The sequence below is a fragment of the Longimicrobiales bacterium genome (assembly GCA_028823235.1).
Taxonomy (GTDB): domain Bacteria; phylum Gemmatimonadota; class Gemmatimonadetes; order Longimicrobiales; family Gaopeijiaceae; genus UBA2589.
Window position 1 is genome coordinate 1 of sequence record JAPKBW010000030.1, and the last position, 21365, is coordinate 21365.

A 21365-nucleotide genomic window follows, 5' to 3' on the forward strand; every position below is an offset into this window, starting at 1 on the left:
CGAGCGCGAGTGAACCCTCTTCCTCGCCCTCACCGATGAACCGATCCTCTTCCGCGAGTCGATCGATCTCATCTACGACGCTGTGAAGATTGAGCCACTTGTCAAAGCGGCGACTCCCCCGCACCACCGAGTAGAACAAGCGAGGCCTGCGCCCCCGTCCAGAAATGAAATCGAGAATGAGCGCGACAATCGAAAGATTGAAGGCAACGAGGTCCTTCATGCCGTCGAGTGCCAGCTTCACCTGAAAGATGGCAAAGTCTCTGACAGTCGCGTTCCGCGACGTCACTGTCATGGGTTGGTTCGCCATATGTCCAATCTGCGGCCAAGGCCGTAATGTCGCTCCGTGGGCGTGACATGGGAGGTCGATGTCACGCCCTCACTGTCGGGATGCGTCCCTACGCTGGGCGACTCTGGAAGATTCAGTCGAGCCCCATCTAGCAGGGATCGGATTCGAGGTGTCGAGTATTCAAAGCCGAGATACGTAACCAGGAACCATTCACGGGCGGGTCCGTAGGAACAATCCCCGCTGCGAACTGACCGGAGCCATGCCCATGAGGCGACTCGCCCAAGCCGGCACGCTGCTGGCCGTTGTCGCAGTCTCCATTGTCTTCGGAGGATGCACGGACGACCGGATGGGAGAGGTTCGCAAGTACGTAGCGCCCAAAGTCGTTGAGACAGACGCTGAGCGAGTCCCGAACGAGGCATTCGGCGGAGCATTTCTCGGGCAGGATGCGCCACCCGCGGTCGGACGTCCGACCGCGGGTGGCGTGCTCGGACCGCGCCTCGACCCCCTGGAGACACCGGGACGATGGCCCTTCTACTGGACCCGCGCGGTCTACGCGGGCTACAGCCGCGGGGGCTGGGGTCGAAGCCGAAGCGGGTCGTGGGCAACGGACTATCCGAAGGGCGACCGTCAGTTTCTGGTCGTCCTGAAGCGTCTCGTGCGCCTCAATGCCTACGATTGGGAGAATGCAGTCGACCTGGCTGACCCGAAAATCCGCCGCTTCCCGATCATATACGCGGTCGAAGTGGGGCGCATGGACATGAACGAAGCACAGGTCGAGGGCCTTCGCGGATACCTGGACGCAGGGGGGTTCCTCATCGTCGACGACTTCTGGGGCAGTCGTGAGTGGGCCCAGTTCGAGTACAACATGACCCGCGTGTTTCCGGGCCGCTCGATTCAGTCGATTCCACTCGATCACCCCCTGTTCTCGGCGTTCTATGACATCGACGAGATCCTCCAGGTCCCCAATATCAACAACGGGGCCTCGGGCTATCAGACGCACGAGCGCGACGGATACAATCCGTATGTGCGCGGAATTTTCGACGATCTCGGTCGCCTCATGGTCGTGATCAACCACAACACGGATCTGGGCGACGCGTGGGAGTGGGCAGAGAGCCCGTACTATCCGCTGAGTTACTCGACGTATGCGTACGAGATGGGCACGAATATGATCGTCTACGGCATGACACACTGAGGATCTGAGACGATCATGGACGCGATTTTCGAATTTCTGTTCAAATACAGATCCCTTGTCTTTGAACAAAGCGACTTCGCCTTCGGTGCGCCGCAGTCGACGCGCCTCTGGCTGGGTCTGGCCGGCGTCCTGGCCGCCAGTGCGGTAGCTACGTACACGATCGCGCGCGGGAAAAGTTCGGTCACGGACCGCGGTATCATGGCAGGACTACGAGTCGCCCTCCTGGGTGTCCTTCTCATCTGTCTCATGCAGCCGACCCTCGTGATCTCGACCGTCGTGCCGCAGCAGAATTTCGTGGGTGTCCTTATCGACGACTCACGTAGCATGGGCCTCCAGAATGACGACGGGACAACACGCAGCGATTTCATAGCCGAAGCATTCACACCAGGCGAGAGTGAACTGCTTACGTCGCTGTCCAAAAGATTCGTACTGCGCTTCTTTCGCTTCTCCGACATCGCGGATCGGATCGACGGGCCAGGAGAGCTGACGTACGGCGGCACGCACACCAACGTCGCACGCGCACTCGATGCAGCCCGCGAAGAACTCGCCGGAGTCCCGCTCTCGGGACTTGTGATGATCTCTGATGGAGCCGACAACGATGATCGCCCACTGACCGAAGCTCTTGTCCCGCTCCAGGCTGCTGGGGTGCCGGTATTTACGGTGGGCTTGGGTGACGAAGTCATCGCACCCGATATCGAGCTCGGCCGAGTCGAACTCCCCCGTGATGTACTCGAGGGCTCCACTCTCATGGTCGATATCGTCGTGACGCAGAGCGGCTACGGAGAGCAGACCGTTCCGATCATCGTAGAGGGTGGCGGACAGATTCTGGCGGAGGAGACCGTCCAGCTCGGCCCGGATCTCGAGCCTGTTGTCGCGCGAATCGCCTTCCAGCTCGACGGTTCAGGATCGCAGAGGATTGAGTTCCGAATCCCGACCCAGCAGGGTGAGCGCGTCGAGCAGAACAACCGTCGCACCGCGTGGGTGGACGTTCGAGGTGAGCGAGAAAAGATCCTGTACTTCGAGGGTGAACCCAGGCATGAGCTCAAGTTCCTGCGCAGGGCGATCGAAGGGGACGAAAACCTTCAGCTCGTTACGCTGAACCGGACTGCCGAGAGCAAGTTCTATCGCCTGTCACTGAGCGACAGCACCGAGCTTGAATTCGGCTTCCCCACAGAGCGAGAAGAGCTCTACCGCTATCGCGCGCTCGTCCTCGGCAGCGTGGAGGCATCGTTCTTCACGCATGATCAGCTACAGATGATCGCCGACTTCGTATCGGAGCGCGGGGGAGGACTGCTGCTGCTTGGCGGACACGACGCCTTCGCGGAGGGAGGCTGGGAGGGTACGCCGGTCGAAGAGGTAATGCCCGTGGTGCTCGGCGCCGCCAGCACTGACCCCCAGGGCTATTTCCAGGAAGTGAAAGTCGTGCCTACCCCGGCAGGCCTCGGTCACGCGGCAGTGCAGCTTGATGCCGAGCCACAGGGAATCATCGCGCGCTGGGACTCGCTACCCGCAGTCACCGTTGTGAACCCCCTGTTCGAGACGCGGCCAGGAGCCACCACGCTCCTGACCGGCCGACACGCGGCCGGTGGCGCGGACCAGGTCATCCTTGCGTTTCAGCGATACGGCCGAGGCACATCGATCGCGCTGACCGCGCAGGACACCTGGATCTGGCAGATGCACGCGGACGTGTCGCTAGAGGATCAGAGCCACGAAGCGTTCTGGCAGCAGATGCTGCGCTGGGTCGTGGACGGCGTACCTGACGCGATCTCTGTCGCGGCAGACCAGGAACGGGTCGAGCCGGGCGAGAGCGTCCGCCTTGTGGCCTCGGTCAGTGACTCGACGTACCTCGACGTCAATGACGCATCGGTAACCGCCCGGGTGACGAGCCCGTCCGGGGTCGTGGACGAATTACCTGTCGAGTGGACCGTCGAGAGAGACGGCGAATACGCCGTCGACTTCCGGCCCAGTGAACTCGGCGACTACGAGATCGAACTGATCGCGGACCGGGACGGCACCTCACTAGGGTCCGACCTGACGTACCTCCACACCGCGCCAAGCGACGCAGAGTTCTACTCGTCGGGTCGACGGAGCTCACTGCTCCAGCGTATCGCGAACGAAACAGGCGGACAGTTCTACACGCCCGAGACCGTTGGGACGCTTCCCGAGGACATCACGATCACGGGTGCCGGCGTCACGCTGGTTGAAGAACACGATCTGTGGGACATGCCGATCCTGTTCATCACAATGCTCCTGCTCATGGGCGCCGAGTGGGGCTACCGACGCGTGCGGGGGCTCGTATGACGGGACCCCGCATCGCAGTGCTCTCAGCCGCGGCGTTCGCGCTTGCGATGTCCTCGGCTCCCTTGGCTGCACAGGGGCGCACACACGCCGTGATCGTCGCGGGCCTTGGTGGGACGGCCGAGTACAGGGAGAGCTTCCACGCCGAAGCTTCGATGATCCGCGAGGCACTCATCGAGCTGCACGGCCTGCCTGCCGAAGGCGTGACCTACCTCGGCGAGAAGGTCGAGGTCGACCCAACCACGATTCTGTTGCAGTCTACCAGGGCCAACGTTCTGCAGGTGCTTGCTGAGATCGCCCAAGAGGCCGACCCTCTCGATCGGCTCTTCGTCGTTCTCATCGGGCATGGCACATCGAGCGGCAGCGAAGTCCAGTTCAACCTCCCCGGTCCCGATCTGACGTCGACCGACTTTCTACTGGGGCTCGGCGCGTTTCCGACTCAGACGCTCGCGCTGGTTGCGACCGGGTCCGCGAGTGGTGGCTTCATCGCTCCGCTCTCAGGGCCGAATCGCATCCTGGTCGCAGCGACCCGAACAGATCGTCAGTTGAATGCAACGGAGTTCGGGCAGTTCTTTGCGGAAGCAATCGCCGGGGGGGGGGCCGACCTCGACCACGACGACCGCGTGTCCCTACTCGAGGCGTTTCTCTACACACGCCGCGAAGTCGAACGTTACTACGAGGACGAGAACGAGATCCTCACCGAGACTGCGGTCCTCGACGACAACGGAGATGGCACGGCGAGCCCTGACGCGGGGCTGGCCGGGCCGGACGGACCGCTGGCGGCAACGTTCCACTTGGGCGGTGTCTCCGGCACGGCAGGCCAGACTCCCGATGACCCCGCGCTCGCGGGGCTCTATGCAGAGCGAAATGAGATTCAAGGGCGGATCACGGGTCTACGGGCGCTCCGTGACGGTATGACAGAGGATGAGTACCTAGGCGCACTCGAACCGTTGCTGGTAGAGCTCGCGTTAAAAAATCGCGAAATCCGGGCCATCGAAGGCGGTGGTTCATGAGACGGAAGGCCACGCCATTTCTCTCAATCGTCGCAGTCGCGGCTCTCTGCGCGGCCACCGAGGGCGTAGCCCAGAACAACGAAGCTTCAGACGCATACGCGGAGGCTCGACAGGCGCTGCGTGCAGGTGAGTACGCCGAGGCCATTGATGGTCTGAAAGACGTGCTGCAGACGATCCCCGGAGAAGCAAGGGTCCGTATCGACCTCATGGAGGGCCTGGTCGCGACCGGTCGGTACGAAGACGCGGTGGCTATCGGAGAGGCGGCGCCGGATCCGACACCCGTCGCCAACGCGACCGGAGAGGCACTGCTCCGTCTGGGCCGACTCGACGAGGCAGCTCAGGCGTTTCGTGACGCGGCCTCGAGTGGTGGACTGTGGGCGCTCACAGCAGAAGTGAACCTGGCCGAACTCTACTTCGACCGCGGGGACCTCGACGAGGCCATGCAGCGGTTCGACCATTTCATCGACCTGTACAACAACGCTGACGGGCACATGCGCTCCCGCGACCTCGTCGCAGTCGGTCGTGCGGTGCGATACCTCGGAAGAAATGAGCCGGCCCTTTTCCAGGACGCGTTGCGGGCCTTCGACGAGGCTTCCCAGGCGGACCCGACGTGGGCGGCACCCTCCGTTCGCGCCGGCGAACTGTTTCTCCAGAAATACGACAGCCCGGGCGCGAAGCAAGAGTTCGGCAAGGTCCTCGAAACCAACCCTCGGCACCCCGAAGCACTCCTTGGGCTGGCCAGGTCGCTGATTTTCGACGGTGCCGGTGGCTCGCAGGAAGTGCTCGACCGCCTGTTCGAAGTCGACGAGAATCACGTCGTGGCAAAGGCCCTGGTAGCCATGCGCCTCTTAACCAACGAATCGTACGATGAGGCGAGGGAGACCACGGACACGGCACTCGAGGTGAATCCCAATTCTCTCGAGGCCCTCACTTCGTTGGCCGGATCTCATCTGGCGACTGGAGATCTGGCCGCGTTCACGGACGTGCGCCGGCGGGTGCTGACCCTGAACCCCGCCTATGCACAGTTCGACATCGAATTGGCAGAGCTGTCGGTTCAGACACGCCGCTACGCACAAGCCGTCGAACGGGCTCAAGCCGCGGTCGCACTCGACTCCGCAGCCTGGGAGGGGTGGGGCATTCTGGGGATGAACCAACTTCGGATTGGTGAGATCGAAGAAGGACGCGCGAACCTCGAGCGAGCGTTCACCGGAGACCCGTTCAATCCCTGGTTCAAGAACAACCTCGACCTACTCGACACCTTCGACCGATACCAGCCCCACGCGACCGAACACTTCGAACTGTTTCTCCACAGCGACGAAGACGACTTGCTCGCCAACTATCTGGGTCCGATCGCGGAGGAGGCCTTCGACAGCTTGTCCCGGCGATACGGGGTCGAACCAACCCTCCCGGTGCGAGCTGAGCTATTCCCGAACCACGCCGACTTCTCGGTTCGCACCCTGGGCGAGGCCGGTCTCGGGGCGCTGGGCGTCAGCTTCGGACGAGTACTCGTGATGGATTCCCCATCGGCACGTGGAGTCGGGGACTACAACTGGGCATCGGTCTTCTGGCACGAATTGTCACACACGTTCCACCTCGCCGTGTCCGACAATCGTGTGCCACGCTGGTTCTCCGAAGGGCTCGCTGTCCACGAACAGACGAAGGCACGAGAGGGATGGGGATTTCCGACCAGCATCCCGTTTATTCAGGCTCTCCGAGATGGGGACCTGAAGCAGTTCAGCGAGCTGAACGACGGCTTCATGCGGCCCGACTTTCCACAGCAGGTCCAGTTCTCTTACCTGCAGGCGTCCCTCGTCTTCGAGATGGTCGAGCGGGAGCATGGCTTTGGTGTGATCCGCGGCATGCTCGACGGTTATCGGGAGGGGCGTACCACCGAAGATCTTCTCGAGACTCTTCTCGATACGTCCATGGACGACTTCGACGAGCACTTCGCCGACTATCTGAAAGAGCGCTACAACGCCCCCCTCGCCGGCCTCGTTGCGGTCTCGGACCAGCCCGGTCCATCTGCGATGCTCTCGGAAGTCGAGACATTCACCCGCATGCACCCCGGCGACCTGATCGGGAGGCTACGGCTTGGTGTCATGTACTTCCGCGACCAGGAGCATGAGGCCGCGGAGGCAGAGTTTCGGGCAGCATTGCGCATCTTCCCCGACTACGGGGGACCCGATAGCCCCTACTGGTTTCTCGCTACGATCCACAAAGACCGTGGTGACTTGGAGCTGGCCGAAGCCGCGCTCGCCCGCCTGAACGCGCTCTCCGAGGCCAACTACCCTGCCCTCCTCGAGCAGGCCGAAATCCTCGAGGAGCTCGGTCGGATCGAGGAGAGTGCCGCAGTTCTGGACAAAGCTGTCCTGGTCTGGCCCTATGATCCAGACCTCCACGTAAAGCTAGCCGAACTCCACACTGCCAATGGAAATGCCGCAGCCGCAGCCCTCGAAAGAGGTGCCGTAGTCGCACTCGACCCGGCCGACCGGGCAGAGGCGCTCTACCTGCTCGCCCGAGCGCAGCACGGTGCGGGGAATTCACGCGGCGCGCGGCGGTCCGTGATGGGTGCACTCGAGATCGCTCCAAACTACGAGGCCGCGCTCGAATTTCTCCTGGAGCTGAGAGGGACCGGGCCATGACGCCACTTCGGCTGATAATGCTCGGGCTCCTCGCGGGCACGTCCATGACCCTCGGCGCTGCCGTGTACAGCCTCGACGGTGGGCAGCCCGCGACGATCGACTACGCCTCGAATCTCCTGGGGGATGCTGCACCTCAAAATACTGGTGCCCCGTATGACGGCCAGTACCACTTCGTACGTATCGCCTACCAGAGTGGGCGGGGTGGTGGAGGCTTCGGCCGCCGTGGAGGACGCGGGGGGGCATCCTGGGCACACGACTATCCGCGTGCTGACCAGAATTTTCTTGCCATCCTTCAAGAAACGACGCTCATCCGGACGACCCGAGCGTCATCCAACGTCATCACGCTCGCGGATCCGGAGCTTTTCCGCTTCCCGATCGCTTATATCGTCGAGCCCGGGCGCTGGAACCCCAGCGCGACCGAAGTGGAAGCACTCGGTGATTACCTGCTGAAGGGCGGATTCCTGATCGTCGACGACTTCCGGGGCCCGAGAGAGCTCGACAACCTCGAATTCTACCTGAGGCAGGCGCTTCCGGACCACCGCATGATGCCCGTGGAGAACTCGGATGAGATCTTCGATTCGTTTTTTCGGGTTGTGCCTCAGGACGTAGTGCCGCCGTATGGCGGATATCCGCCTTTCTGGTACGGCATCTACGAAGACAATGACCCATCGAAACGCTTGATGGTGGTCATCAACGCAAACAATGATATGGCCGAATACTGGGAATACAGTGACTACGGCTACGTCCAGATCGACCTGACGAACGAAGCCTACAAGCTGGGCGTGAACTACATCGCCTACGCGCTAACGCACTAGCTCGACGAACACCCTAAGCATCCACCACACACATATCGGGCCTCGCCCGAATCCGAAGGGAGAAAACCTTGTCTGAGGCAATCGGAGCCGTACAGCTGGACGACGCCAACGATGTTGCGCTCGCCGATAAGCTGACGAACGGCCGGGAGCAGATGATCAGTGAGCTTCGCAAGCTGATCGTCGGGCAGGAAGAAGTCATCGAGCAGGTACTGCTCTCGCTCTTCGTCGGCGGCAACAGTCTGCTGATCGGAGTGCCTGGGCTGGCCAAGACACTGCTCATTCACAGTATCGCTCAGGTCGTCGACCTGAATTTTTCCCGCATTCAGTTCACTCCCGACCTCATGCCCTCGGACATCACGGGCACCGACATCATCCAGGAGGATGCGGATACCGGGCAGCGCTCTATGGTGTTCGCGCCGGGGCCGATCTTCTCGAACATCGTCCTCGCCGATGAGATCAACCGTACGCCGCCCAAGACCCAGGCTGCGCTCCTAGAGGCGATGCAGGAGCACCGCGTCACAGTCCAGGGACGCACGTACACACTCGAAGAGCCGTTCTACGTCTTCGCGACCCAGAACCCGATCGAGCTCGAGGGCACCTACCCTCTCCCAGAAGCACAGCTGGACCGCTTCATGTTCGAGATCGCGATCAATCATCTCAACGAGAAAGACGAGCTCGAGGTCATTCGCTCCACGACTGGGAACCAGAAGCCCGAGTTCAGTCACGCCGTCACCGGCCCGGACCTGCTCGCCTTTCAAGAGCTCGTCAGGCGCGTTCCGGTGTCAGAATCGGTCCTACGGTACGCGGTCGGTCTTGTACGCCTGACACGCCCGGATTCGCCCGGTGACGTCCCGGATTTCGTAAAGAAGTGGATCGCGTATGGGGCCTCACCGCGTGCCGCTCAGTATCTCGTCCTGGGCTCGAAGGCTCGTGCACTGACGCAGGGGCGCTACCACGTGACCTTCGAGGACATTCAGGCTCTCGCACATCCAGTTCTCCGGCATCGCATCCTCACCAATTTCCACGCTGAATCCGAAGGCAAGACGACGAGTGCACTCGTCGATATGCTGCTTGAGCAGGCGCCCCTCCCGTCCTCCGGGATGTAGGGCAGGCTCTTGGCCACTTCTCGCACGCGCCCTACGGCTGCAGGAACGCAGTTCCTCGACCCGGCTGTTCTCGGGCGGATCGGGAATCTGGAGTTGCTCGCGCGTACTGTCGTGGACGGCTTCCTGACCGGGTTGCACCGATCGCCCTACCTCGGCTTCAGCACGGACTTTGCCGAACACCGTCCGTACATGCCCGGCGACGACATACGGCGGATCGACTGGCCGCTCTTTGCGCGCACAGATCGACACTACATCAAGCTGTTCGAGGCTGAGACGAACGCGAATTTTTCCGTTCTTCTCGATGTGTCTGCGTCCATGAGCTACGGGAGCCATTCCCTGTCGAAGCTCGACTACTCGAGATACCTCGCCGCATGCCTCGCTTATTTTTCGAGTAAGCAGCGGGACCGTGTCGGGCTCGCCACGTTCGACCATGAAGTCGTCGATTACATCCCGCCGTCCATGAAGCACCTCGACACGATCCTTCACACGCTTGACCGCGCAGAGGCAGGACGACCTGGGAGCCTTGAGGCACCCATGCTCAAGATCACGGATATGCTGGGACGCAAAGGCATCCTCATAGTGATCTCGGACTTCTACGAAGAGCCAGACCGGGTGCTGGCCGCGCTGGAACCGCTGCGTGCACGTGGGCACGACGTCGTGGTCTTCCACGTAATGGACCCGTATGAGATCGAGTTCCCGTTCGAGGACGCGTCGGGATTCGAAGACCTCGAGACGCAGGAGCAGATCCCGGTGATTCCGGGCAAGCTGAAGGACGACTACCTGGCGATGGTGAACGCACATCTGGCCACTCTGCAGAAGCGGTTCACTGACAACCGGATCGATTACACCCTGCTCGATACGTCCAAGCCGCTCGACACGGCCCTTTCCCAGTACCTGCTGTCTCGCGAAAAAATGAGTAAGGGTCGATGAGCCTCGCCTTTCTCGTCCCGTTCTTCATGGTTGGATTCGCTGGGATCGTAGTGCCGATTGCCGTGCACCTTACCCGCCGGCAACGGCGTAATGTGGTGCACTTCCCGTCGCTCATGTTCCTGAAAAAGATTCCGTACCAGGAACAGCGGCGCCGGCGTATCCAGCACTGGTTCCTCCTCTCCCTGCGGGCGCTCGCGCTGATTCTTGTTGCCGCGGCCTTTGCTCGTCCGTTTCTAAGTCAGAGTGACGTCGGTGGACTGGGCATGGCCGGTCCGCGCGAAGTCGTAGTTCTGGTCGATCAGTCCTACAGCATGGCGATCGGAGAGTCTCTCGATGAGGCTCGGACCGAAGCGCAGCAGGTGTTCGATGGTCTCGGCCCGCTCGACCGGGCATCCCTCGTGACGTTCGCCCGAGGTGCGACAGTCGTCGCGCGATCAACGTCGGACCGCATCAGGCTGCGTGGAGCCATCGACACGATTTCTGCTTCGTCGGGAGCCACCCGCTACGGCCCTGCGCTGAAGGTCGCTCAGACGATTCTGGAAGAGTCGAGCCTGGCCCGAGGAGAGATCTATCTCCTCAGCGATTTTCAGCGGAATGGCTGGACCGGCGATGAGGGCGTTCGTCTCCCGCCGGGTTCAACGGTCGTTCCGATCCCGCTGGGCACGGACGAACAGTTGGACAACGTGATGGTCACCGAGGTCTCCCTGCCAAGACAGATCGTCTCGGGTCGTGAGCGTATCGCGCCTACTGCGCGGATCGTACGAAGAGGGGGCGACGAAGCGCGGACCGTGTCCGTAGCGCTCGAGATAGACGGGCAGACGATCCAGAGCGTGGACGTAATGCTGGAGCCGGACGCGGCTCAGGCGGTCTCCTTTCGGCCGTTCACTCTGTCACAGCCGCATACCACAGGGACCGTGCGGCTTCCCGACGACCCACTGCAGGCCGACAACGCACACCACTTCGTCCTGTCCCCGGGCACATCGCTCAATGTTCTGATCGCTGAGGGTCAGGGGTCGGCCAGCGACGTCAGTCTCTACTTAAGGGGAGCGCTACAGATTTCGGAGGACGGCCGTTTCGACGTTCGAGCGCGTCGATCCAGCAGCATTCGGCCCGAGGATCTCGCTGGCGCCTCGGCTCTCTTCCTCAATGACGTGCAGATCGACGGCGGGTCTGCCGAGCGCATCCGGGATTTCGTAGAATCGGGTGGCGGTGCTCTGATCGCCCTCGGGCAGGATGGGGGATGGCCGGCGTCGGCCGCCGACATGCTCCCTGGAACGATCGGTCAGATGCAGGACCGGGTTCAGGGGCGCGGGGGACGACTGGGCTACCTGGACTACGAACACCCGGTCTTCGAAGTATTTGCTGGCCCTCGGAGTGGTGATTTCACCGGAGCCCGATTCTACCGCGCTCGTGCCTTCGAGCCGTCGGACTCGGCGAGCGTGCTCGCCCGGTTTGATGACGGTTCGGTCGCTCTCGCCGAGATCCATATCGGGCGAGGAAAGGTCCTCGTCTGGACAACATCACTTGACGCCTTCTGGAACGATCTGGCACTCCAACCCGTGTACCTGCCATTCGTCCACCGGCTTGCCGAGTACCTGGGCGGTCGAGCCGAACCGGTGCCATGGTTCGTCACCGGCCAGGTCGTCGACCTCGCTGATCCGGATGCGCTGGTGACTGCAGGACTCGTCTCATCGGAAGCCGCTGGTCTGGCCGACGGCCTCAATCAGATCGCACTTGGGCCGAGGGGGGGGTCAACGGCACTGCCCGCCGGATCCGGGCCCCGCTACCTGCCGCTCGAGGAGCACGGCTTCTACACGGTGAGGCAGCCGAGTACGAACCCAGATCGACCCTTCGTAATGGCGGTCAACGTCGACCTCGAAGAGTCGAACCTGACTCGTATCGATGCGGCTGAGCTGGCGCTACAGATCGAGGCACCATCCGGTGGACCGAGCATGGGCCCGTCATTCGGCGAAGCAGTGGCACTGGAGAGAGAGGACCAGGAGAGGCGTCAGCAGTTGTGGCGGTGGCTCCTGCTCGCAGCACTCGGGCTATTTGTACTCGAGACGGCGATTTCCAATTGGGTCTCGCAGAGTGGCGCGGGAGCAGCGGCGGGGGTCGCCGCAGTTTAGGAAGCCATGGATGATGGCGAGCTGAGACCAACCCGGCATAGGTTGGAAGATAGGCGCAAAGGGAGAAGGACATGAGGGATTCCGAACGACGGCAGACGCGTAACAGAATTCTCAATGTCGTCCGTAGTGTGCGGTGGCGATGGAGGGTGCGGCTCGCGATTCGCGGGCTGGTCTGGGTTGCCACGGTGCCGGGCGCCGTTGTGTTCCTCTCGGCGCTGGCCCTCGAGCAACTCCGCTTCACCGCCGAGGCAGTGGTCTGGCTCCGAGTGCTGACCTGGGGCACGGTGGCAGTCTCGTTTCTTTTCTTCCTCGTTCGCCCACTTCTCCAGAAGGTCACGGACACGCAGGTCGCTCTTTATCTGGAAGAGAATGAGCCCTCGCTAGAGCACGCAGTCACCAGCGTGCTCGATGAGGGCTCCGGCACGGCGTCCCCGGCCCTAGCCGAACGTGTTACAGAGATCGCCCTCGAGAAGGCGAAGCGTGTCGACTACGGACGTCGGGTCGAACAGAGCGGTCTCTATCGCTTTGCCGGGGCGCTGACGGGCCTCGTCCTCCTGGCCCTGGCGACCTCACTTCTTGGCCCCGAGCACCTGCGACACGGCCTCGCAGCCCTGTTGCTTCCTGCCACGGATGCGGCGGTGGTAAATCCCTATTCCGTGTCGGTGTTTCCGGGAGACGCAACCATCGCTCGCGGGACCGATCAGATGATCACGGCTGAACTCGGTGGCTTCGGCGCGGCGGACGCAGCGATCTTCACGAAGGGTGAGACCGAGCAGTCCTTCCAGCGTCTGAGCATGCTCAGGGGGCTCGAAAGCAGCTTCGAGGTCCTGCTGCTGGGGGTCCCTGAACCCACCGAATACTTCGTCGAATCCAACGGCGTCCGGTCACCCACATTCACGATCGATGTGGCGGACCTTCCGTACGTCGATCAGATGGATCTGACGTACTACTTCCCATCCTACACAGGCTTGCCGCCGCGGACCGTCGAGGGAGGGGGCGACGTTGCCGCCCTGACCGGAACCGTGGTCGAGCTGTCCATCGAACCTACGATGCTGACGCCGGCCGGCCGGTTGCTCATCGACGGCGAACCGATCGAGGACCTCACAGTCGGGGACGACGGCTCACTCTCCGCTCGCTTCACGTTAGATGAAGACGGTTTCTACGCGATCGAGCTCGCACGCTCAGACAACGGAACCCTTGTAGCCGCGTCGCCTGAGTATCGGATCGACGTCCTCACGGACATGCCGCCTTCGATCAACTTCTCGAGGCCCGGCCGCGACATGCCCGCGTCGGCAATCGAGGAGGTTTATCTCGAGATGACAGCGGATGACGACTACGGGATCGGGGACATCCGCCTCGTCTATTCGGTGAACGGAGGTCTCGAGGACACTGTGTCCGTCTTCCGGGCGGGAGGGGCACCGCTCGCAGAGGTCTCCACCGGACACACGATGTATCTCGAGGAGTGGGAACTGGAAGTAGGAGACCTGATCTCCTACTACGCGATCGCACGCGACAATCGCTCGGTCCGATCGAGTCGCACAGTCACGAGTGACATCTACTTCCTGAGCGTCCGGCCTTTCGAGCGCGCCTACAGGGAGGCTGAACAGCAGGGTGGTGGTGGTGGTGGTCCCGAAGAGACCGCGCTGTCCGATACTCAGCGTCAGATCATCGCGGCGACGTTCAACCTGATCCGTCAGGAAGACACGTATTCCGACGAGGAATTTCGTGAGAACATCAACAGTGTGAGCCTCGCGCAGCAGCGACTACAGGACCAGATCACCACCCTACTCCAAAGGATGCAGAACCGGGGACTCACCCAGACGGACCCCGGCTTCCGAGACGTGTCCGCATTACTGCCCCTCGCAGACAGCGCCATGACTGAAGTACGGCAGGCGCTCGAGTCAGAAGGTCTGCGAGATGCCCTGCCCCATGAGCAGGAGGCGCTTCGGTACCTTCAACAGGCAGAGGAAACCTACGAGCGCTACGTGCAGATGCAGGAGGAGCAGCAGGGCGGTGGTGGTGGTGGTGGTGGCCAGCAAGCCGCGGACGACCTGGCAGACCTGTTCGAACTCGAGCTGGACAAGATGAAGAACCAGTACGAGACCGTGCAGCGTGGCGAGCAGAAACAGGCCGATAATCAGGTCGACGAGCTGATGCAAGAACTCCAAGAACTCGCCCGCCGCCAGGAACAGCAGGCTGAACGGCAGCGACGGGCCTCACAGAGCCAGAGCGGCTCGTCGGCCAATGGTCAGACGCAGCGCGAACTCGCTGACCAGACCGAAGAAGCCGCCCGTCAGCTTCAGCGCCTCGCTCGCGAGATGGGCGACCAGGATCTCGAAGAGACTGCCCGCGACCTGCAGCAGACCGCCGAGTCCATGCGCCAATCTGCCGCGTCTTCTGGATCACAGGGGTCAGCCGACGCGACCTCGGCGCTTCGGGGACTCGAGGAAGCTCGCCGGGAGTTACAGCAGGCCCGCTCTGGTCGAGCCAGACGCGATGCCGAGGACGCAATCGCCGATGTAGAGGAACTCCAGCAGCAGCAGCGGGAAGTCCAGCGCGATGTGCGCGACCTACCGACCGAGCGTGGGCCGGAGCGTCAGGCCGAGATCGGTCGCCTGCGTGAACGCAAGGAACAGATGAACGATGTCGTACAAGATCTCGAACAGCGGCTGGACGGTGCTGCGAGCAGTGGTCAGGCCGACAACCCGCAGGCGGCACGCGCGCTCGCCGAGGCTGCAACGCAGATCCGGGAATCGAAGCTCAAAGAGAAATTGCAATACACTCGTGGCACGATCGAGCAGTGGGACCCGGAATCTGCGGTCACGATGGAGCTCCAGATCGAGGGAGACCTCCAGGCGCTACGAGATCAGCTCAAGCGCGCCCTGAATGCGTCGAGCGAGCGAGCGGAGGATCCACTTCAGGAAGCCTTGGACGACACCAGGGACCTGGTCCGAGGCATGGAGGCGATGGATCGCCGTCTTAACGAGCCAGGCCAGGGTGAGGGCCAGCAAGGTCAGCAGGGCCAAGGGCAGGGAAGGCAGCGGGGCGATGCGAATCATCTCGGAGGAGGAGGTGCCAACGACGGGTGGGCCAGTGACCGGTCGGAGGATCCGTTCGGAAACGGCGCTGTCCGTGGGAATCCACGACAGTTCTCCACGGAGGAGATTCGGCAGTACCAGAGCGAGCTGCGCGAGCGGTCAGAGCAGGTGATGGACCTCCGCTCGGAGCTCGACGAGGTCGGCATGTCTACGCAGGATCTCGATGAGGTTCTGGCCCTGATCCGGCGCTTCCAAGACGACGAGCTGTTCAGCGATCCAGAGGCGTTGGCGAGTCTCAGCGATGACATGTTGAACCGTCTCCAGCGTCTCGAATTTGGTCTCCGCCGCGACGTCGAAGGCGAAGCCGATCGCCGGGCAACGTTGACCGGGGCCGATGAGGTACCGGACGGCTATCGACGCCTCGTCGAAGAGTACTACCGCGCGCTGGCTCGCGGGGGCTCAGGCCCCGGAGGCGGCCGCTAGAGGCCTCAGCGCCGGCTCGAGGAAGGCATCGACGTGGCCGCGATGGCCACCACGTGCACAACGCTGGAGACCCCTCGCTCACAATCTGGACATGGATCCCTCTGAGGAGATCCATGATCCAGCGGACCCGAATCGCAGACCGTTGGCACATGGCTCGCTACGTCGCGAACCGGGAGGGATGTTAGATTCTCGGCCGCGTAACGCACGTCCCAGAACTCCAGCAGCAGTGCTTCCGATGTCAGGTCCGCAGTTCATTTACCACATGCATCGCCTATCGAAGATCGTCCCGCCAAAACGGGAGATCCTCAAGAACGTCAACCTCTCCTTCTACCCCGGTGCGAAGATCGGTGTAGTTGGGTCGAACGGGTCCGGGAAAAGTTCGTTGCTCCGGATCATGGCCGGGCTGGACACCGATTTCCTGGGCGAGGCGTGGGCAGCCAAGGGGACCCGCATAGGTTATCTGCCGCAGGAGCCGCAGCTCAACCCGGATCTGGACGTGCGGGGCAACGTGGAGCTAGCGGTCGCGGACACGCGCAACCTGCTCCTCAAGTTCGAAGAGGTGAATCTCGCGTTCGGGACAATCACCAGCGATGAGGAGATGAACGACCTCATCGAGAAGCAGGCGAAGCTTCAGGACCGCATCGACGCGACGGGAGCCTGGGAGCTCGACCGCAAGATCGAGATTGCGATGGACGCCCTGCGCCTGCCCCCGGGCGATGCCGACGTCTCAACGCTCTCCGGGGGAGAGGCCCGCCGCGTTGCTCTTTGCCGGGTTCTGCTCGAGCAGCCGGACATGTTGCTGCTGGACGAGCCCACCAACCACCTCGACGCCGAGTCCGTCGCCTGGCTGGAGCACCACCTCGACGCATTCACCGGCACAATCGTCGCGATCACTCACGACCGCTATTTCCTCGATAATGTCGCCGAGTGGATCCTCGAGCTCGACCGTGGAGAGGGGATTCCATGGAAGGGCAACTACTCGTCCTGGCTGGAACAGAAGCAGGAGCGCCTCCGTCTCGAAGAGAAGACAGAGTCTGTTCGGCAGAAAACGCTCGGTCGCGAACTCGAGTGGATCCGTATGTCGCCCAAGGCGCGACAGGCTAAGGGGAAGGCTCGCCTCGGCGCCTACGAAGACCTGCTCGGGCAGGATGAGCGTGAACAGATCCGCACGGCGGAGATCCTCATTCCGAAGGGCCCGAGGCTTGGTAATGTGGTTATCAAGGCCCAGGCGTTGTCGAAGGGGTTCGGTGATCGTCTGCTTATCGACAAGCTCGACTTCGACGTCCCGCCGGGTGCTGTAGTCGGAATCATCGGAGGAAACGGTGCAGGAAAAACGACGCTCTTCCGGATGATTGTCGGAGACGAGACGCCGGACACGGGGTCCATGGAGACCGGGCAGACCGTGGTCCTGTCGCACGTCGACCAGTCGCGGGACACGCTCGACGCCGAGAAAACGGTGTTCGAGGAAGTCAGTGGGGGAGTCGATGTGCTGAACTTCGGACGAGCCGAGGTGAATTCCCGCGCATACCTGTCCTGGTTCAACTTCCGTGGCGCCGATCAGCAGAAGAAGGTCGGCGTCCTCTCAGGCGGCGAACGAAACCGACTCCACCTCGCGAAACTGCTCAAATCGGGCGGTAACGTGATGCTGCTCGACGAGCCGACCAACGACCTGGACGTCGACACACTTCGCGCCCTCGAGAACGCGATTCTCGACTACGCAGGCTGCGTACTCGTGATTTCCCATGATCGCTGGTTTCTGGACCGTGTCTGTACGCACATCCTGGCCTTCGAAGGCGACTCGAGCGTCGTCTGGTTCGAAGGGAACTACCAAGAGTATGAAGACGACAAGCGGCAGCGCCTCGGCGAGGCTGCGCTCCAGCCACATCGAGTGAAATACCGTCCGCTTGTCCGCGACTGATCGACCTGCGGTTCAGGCCACCCCTCCCGCTGAACGGAATTCACGCAATCTTTCCTGACTCGGTATCTGCCGGTTGTCACGCGGGGCATCGCCCGTCCAGTTTCGCAGGCCATGATCAAGATTCAGAGTCGCCCTGAACTCTCGCCGACTGAGGCGCTCGAGGCTGTACGCGAGCACTTCGGAATCGACGGAACACTCACGCAGCTTGCAGGCGAGCGGGACCTGAATTTTCGGCTCGATGCCGAGGATGGGCACCGCTACGTCGTAAAGGTCAGCTCGCCGGACGAAGTCGATGAGATCCTTCACATCGAAGTCGACCTCATGCGGCACGTCGCCCGCACCACACAGGGCTTTTCTCCCGATGTGATTGCCACGCCGAACGGTGACTTCATCGTCTCCAAGGCAGACGCGCAGGGCAGGGAGAATCGGATCCGGGTCGTGGAGTACCTCGAAGGAGGCCTCTTCGCCGATGCTCGGCCCCGCTCCCCCGCCCTTCTCCACGATCTGGGTCGGCGACTCGCAGAACTCGACAGCGCCCTCGGTGCGTACCCCGATCACCCGCCTGCTCGCATCGACTTCGACTGGGCCCTCGGGCGTTCCGGTCTCGTCATGGAACGCTGCCTCGACCTTTTCCAAGGCGATGATCTTGCTCTGATCCGCGCAGTCCACGACGGATGGACCGAGCGAGAGAAGGACTTTCTCGGACTCGGATCACAGGTCATCCACGGCGATGTGAACGATCACAACGTACTCGTCTCCGCACCCGGCGATGGTCCGCGCACGGTCACAGGGATCATTGATCTAGGCGATGCACATTCGGCACCGCGTGTCTTCGACCTCGGCATCGCGATCGCTTACGCGATTCTTGGCACTGCGGATCCTCTGATGGCGGCGGCGGCCGTCACCCGCGGATTCCACGAGCGCACACCGCTCTCGGAGGATGAGGTCAACGTCCTCTACTCCCTGACCCGCGCCCGGCTCGCTGCCAGTGTCAGCATCTCGCGTTGGCGCAGGGAGCAGACGTCTCAGGTGGACTCATACCTAACGGTGTCTGAGCGCCCTGCGTGGGACATGCTTCGGCGCCTCGACACCGTGCCCCGGCGCCTTGCCGAGGGGATCCTGCGCGACGCCTGTGGACTCCCCGCGAATCCTCGGAGCACAGCGCTCGTGAACTGGCTAGGAAACCAGTCGTTCGAACCGGTCATGGCGCTTCCGGAGAGCGAAGATGAGGTGTTGATACTCGATCTTTGTGTGAGTAGTCCCGACCTCAACGGTCGTGATACCGACGACACGCGCGACTTCACTCGCCGTGTATTTCGAAAAATGGAGGATGAAGGCGCTACAATCGGCATCGGTCGATACCTGGAGCCTCGGGCCTTCTACCTCACGGATCTATTCGCAGGACGGGCGGGCGATCCCTGTGAGCGACGTACCGTGCATCTCGGCATCGACATTTTCGATGCGGCAGGAGTTGGGGTCAGCGCTCCGCTCGCCGGACGGGTGCTTTCGATTCAGGACAATGGTTCGAGACTGGACTATGGCCCGACGATCATCTTGGAACATGACAGCCCGGTGGGGCCATTCTGGACGCTATATGGCCACCTCGAGCGTGCTTCGATGGCTGAACTCGAAGTGGGCGAGGAGGTCGAGGCCGGGCAAGCCCTCGCGCGAATCGGTCCCTACCCCGAGAACGGTGACTGGCCTCCGCATCTGCACTTTCAGATCGTCACTGATCTCCTCGACTTCACAGGCGAGTTTCCCGGTGTCGCACTACCGCGCGAGCAACCCGTCTGGGCTTCGCTCTCGCCCGATCCCAATCTGATCCTTGGGGTTCCCGGCACGACGACCTACGCTTCCCCCTACCCACTCGACAACCGACGAGCAGCCGCGTTCGGCTCGAATCTCAGCCTCGCCTACGACGAGCCTTTGCACATCGTTCGCGGCATCGGCTCATTTCTTTACGACACGATGGGCAGGGGATACCTCGATTGCGTGAACAACGTGGCGCACGTCGGACACGAGCGAGCGAGCGTCGTGGAAGCCGGGCGACGCCAGATGGGAGTCCTCAACACCAACACCCGCTATCTGCACGAGAACGTGATCGTGTACGCGGAGCGACTCGCCGGACTTCTACCTGATCCACTGTCCGTCTGCTTCTTCGTGAACTCGGGTAGCGAGGCAAACGAGCTCGCGCTCCGCATGGCGCGGGTCCACTCGGGCGGGCGAGGCATCGTCGGCATCGAGGGAGGGTACCACGGCAATACGCAGGGCCTCGTGGATGTGAGCCACTACAAGCACGCAGGGTCTGGCGGTTCGGGAGCACCGGCATGGGTACGAATGGTCCCGACGCCTGACGACTATCGTGGAGAGTTTGGGCGCCAAGTGCCAGATCGCGCGGACCGTTATGCGGAACATGTACGCACCGCGTTCACCGCGCTGGCCAACGATGGATACCCGGCGGCGGCATACCTCGCCGAGAGCATCCTTTCCTGCGGCGGCCAGATCGAACCCCCGGCCGGCTATCTCAAGGCGGCCTACCGACACAGTCGCTCAGTCGGGGCCGTCTGCATCGCAGACGAAGTCCAGATCGGCTTCGGACGGATTGGAAGCCACATGTGGGGCTTCGAGGCCGCCGGTGTCATCCCCGACATCGTGACGCTTGGAAAGCCGATAGGGAACGGACATCCGATTGGAGCCGTCGTGACGACACCAGAGATCGCAGCGTCGTTCGCAAACGGAATGGAGGTCTTCAGCACCTTCGGCGGCAACCCGGTCTCGGCTGCCATCGGGACAGCGGTCCTCGATGTCGTCGAGGGGGACAGCCTGCGTGAGCACGCAGCGATCGTAGGTGGCACGCTGAAGGCCAACCTGGCGTCTCTCGCCATGCAGCACGACTGCATCGGTGACGTCCGGGGGCGGGGACTGTTCTTGGGCATCGAGTTCGTGAAGAGCCGAGCCTCCCGCGAGCCGTCTCCTGAGATCGCCCATCATGTGGCAAATCGGGCCAAGGATCTCGGTGTTCTTCTGAGCACAGATGGACCCCTCAACAACGTCATTAAGATCAAGCCACCGATGACGTTCTCGCAGGCGAATGCCGAGCGCCTGGTCGCGACTCTCGATCAGGTTCTGGGTGAAGATCCGGTAAGAGCCACACTGAGCTAGCCACACTGACACCACGTGAGAACGCGCGCGAGGGGCCCAAGTTATGGGAGTATCGACGGCCGCAGCGTATCGACTCGGTGCGCTGCACGGTTCTTTGGATCACCCCGACATCAGGGCCATTCAACAGGAGTCGGATCTTCGGTGACGGACTGCCGGGGGACCCAGCCCGCACTGACCATATTCGGCGACCCTCAAAGGATCTGAGGCACTCGGGTCACAGACGGAATGCTGGGGTTCATGGGCGTGGAACCGGCAGTCGTCGTGGTCTCACAGGTCGGCATCTCAGCCAGCCTCATCCCCACCACTCGAATCGCACCAACGGAAGCGCTGAGGGAAGAATGACCTCGGCACCT

Annotated in this window: 12 protein-coding genes; 11 read left to right on the top strand and 1 reads right to left on the bottom strand. The window is 62.3% G+C overall.

Going from position 1 to position 21365, the window contains the following annotated elements:
* The coding region (locus tag OSA81_12360; GenBank protein MDE0899802.1) for a hypothetical protein at positions 1 to 292 on the bottom strand (292 nt) is incomplete at its 3' end.
* Between the two features lie 259 nt (positions 293 to 551).
* On the opposite strand from OSA81_12360, the gene OSA81_12365 reads away from it, so the two are divergent.
* The 11 genes from OSA81_12365 (at position 552) to OSA81_12415 (ending at position 21012) form a co-directional block, all read left to right on the top strand.
* A complete protein-coding gene (locus OSA81_12365) occupies positions 552 to 1478 on the top strand; it encodes a DUF4159 domain-containing protein (GenBank protein ID MDE0899803.1) in 927 nt (308 codons plus the stop codon).
* A 15-nt stretch (positions 1479 to 1493) separates the two neighbouring features.
* A complete protein-coding gene (locus OSA81_12370) occupies positions 1494 to 3779 on the top strand; it encodes a hypothetical protein (protein MDE0899804.1) in 2286 nt (761 codons plus the stop codon).
* A complete protein-coding gene (locus OSA81_12375) occupies positions 3776 to 4789 on the top strand; it encodes a hypothetical protein (protein MDE0899805.1) in 1014 nt (337 codons plus the stop codon). The genes OSA81_12370 and OSA81_12375 overlap by 4 nt, the downstream gene beginning before the upstream one ends.
* Positions 4786 to 7431: a tetratricopeptide repeat protein gene (locus OSA81_12380; protein MDE0899806.1), complete on the top strand. Its 2646-nt coding sequence runs from the start codon at positions 4786 to 4788 to the stop codon at positions 7429 to 7431. Before OSA81_12375 ends, OSA81_12380 begins: the two co-directional genes overlap by 4 nt.
* Positions 7428 to 8246 carry a DUF4159 domain-containing protein gene (locus OSA81_12385; protein ID MDE0899807.1) on the top strand — a complete coding sequence of 273 codons (819 nt, stop codon included), beginning with the start codon at positions 7428 to 7430 and terminating at the stop codon, positions 8244 to 8246. Before OSA81_12380 ends, OSA81_12385 begins: the two co-directional genes overlap by 4 nt.
* A gap of 68 nt (positions 8247 to 8314) precedes the next feature.
* Positions 8315 to 9352, top strand: a complete 1038-nt coding sequence (locus tag OSA81_12390) for a MoxR family ATPase (protein ID MDE0899808.1) — start codon at positions 8315 to 8317, stop codon at positions 9350 to 9352.
* 9 nt (positions 9353 to 9361) lie between these two features.
* Positions 9362 to 10282 (top strand): DUF58 domain-containing protein, encoded by a 921-nt coding sequence (locus tag OSA81_12395; protein MDE0899809.1) that lies wholly within the window; start codon positions 9362 to 9364, stop codon positions 10280 to 10282.
* A complete protein-coding gene (locus tag OSA81_12400; GenBank protein ID MDE0899810.1) occupies positions 10279 to 12411 on the top strand; it encodes a BatA domain-containing protein in 2133 nt (710 codons plus the stop codon). The genes OSA81_12395 and OSA81_12400 overlap by 4 nt, the downstream gene beginning before the upstream one ends.
* Positions 12412 to 12482: 71 nt before the next feature.
* Positions 12483 to 15932 (top strand): DUF4175 family protein, encoded by a 3450-nt coding sequence (locus OSA81_12405; protein MDE0899811.1) that lies wholly within the window; start codon positions 12483 to 12485, stop codon positions 15930 to 15932.
* A 235-nt stretch (positions 15933 to 16167) separates the two neighbouring features.
* The gene (gene ettA, locus OSA81_12410; protein ID MDE0899812.1) at positions 16168 to 17850 is read left to right on the top strand and encodes an energy-dependent translational throttle protein EttA; all 1683 of its coding nucleotides are present in this window, start codon (positions 16168 to 16170) and stop codon (positions 17848 to 17850) included.
* A gap of 111 nt (positions 17851 to 17961) precedes the next feature.
* A complete protein-coding gene (locus tag OSA81_12415) occupies positions 17962 to 21012 on the top strand; it encodes an aminotransferase class III-fold pyridoxal phosphate-dependent enzyme (GenBank protein MDE0899813.1) in 3051 nt (1016 codons plus the stop codon).
* Positions 21013 to 21365 lie beyond the last annotated feature (353 nt).

What these genes read in the sequence shown, in the direction of transcription:
- OSA81_12365 (MDE0899803.1), top strand. Translation starts at nt 552, where the DNA reads ATGAGGCGACTCGCCCAAGCCGGCACGCTGCTGGCCGTTGTCGCAGTC.
- OSA81_12370 (MDE0899804.1), top strand. Translation starts at nt 1,494, where the DNA reads ATGGACGCGATTTTCGAATTTCTGTTCAAATACAGATCCCTTGTCTTT.
- OSA81_12375 (MDE0899805.1), top strand. Translation starts at nt 3,776, where the DNA reads ATGACGGGACCCCGCATCGCAGTGCTCTCAGCCGCGGCGTTCGCGCTT.
- OSA81_12380 (MDE0899806.1), top strand. Translation starts at nt 4,786, where the DNA reads ATGAGACGGAAGGCCACGCCATTTCTCTCAATCGTCGCAGTCGCGGCT.
- OSA81_12385 (MDE0899807.1), top strand. Translation starts at nt 7,428, where the DNA reads ATGACGCCACTTCGGCTGATAATGCTCGGGCTCCTCGCGGGCACGTCC.
- OSA81_12400 (MDE0899810.1), top strand. Translation starts at nt 10,279, where the DNA reads ATGAGCCTCGCCTTTCTCGTCCCGTTCTTCATGGTTGGATTCGCTGGG.
- OSA81_12405 (MDE0899811.1), top strand. Translation starts at nt 12,483, where the DNA reads ATGAGGGATTCCGAACGACGGCAGACGCGTAACAGAATTCTCAATGTC.
- ettA (MDE0899812.1), top strand. Translation starts at nt 16,168, where the DNA reads ATGTCAGGTCCGCAGTTCATTTACCACATGCATCGCCTATCGAAGATC.
- OSA81_12415 (MDE0899813.1), top strand. Translation starts at nt 17,962, where the DNA reads ATGATCAAGATTCAGAGTCGCCCTGAACTCTCGCCGACTGAGGCGCTC.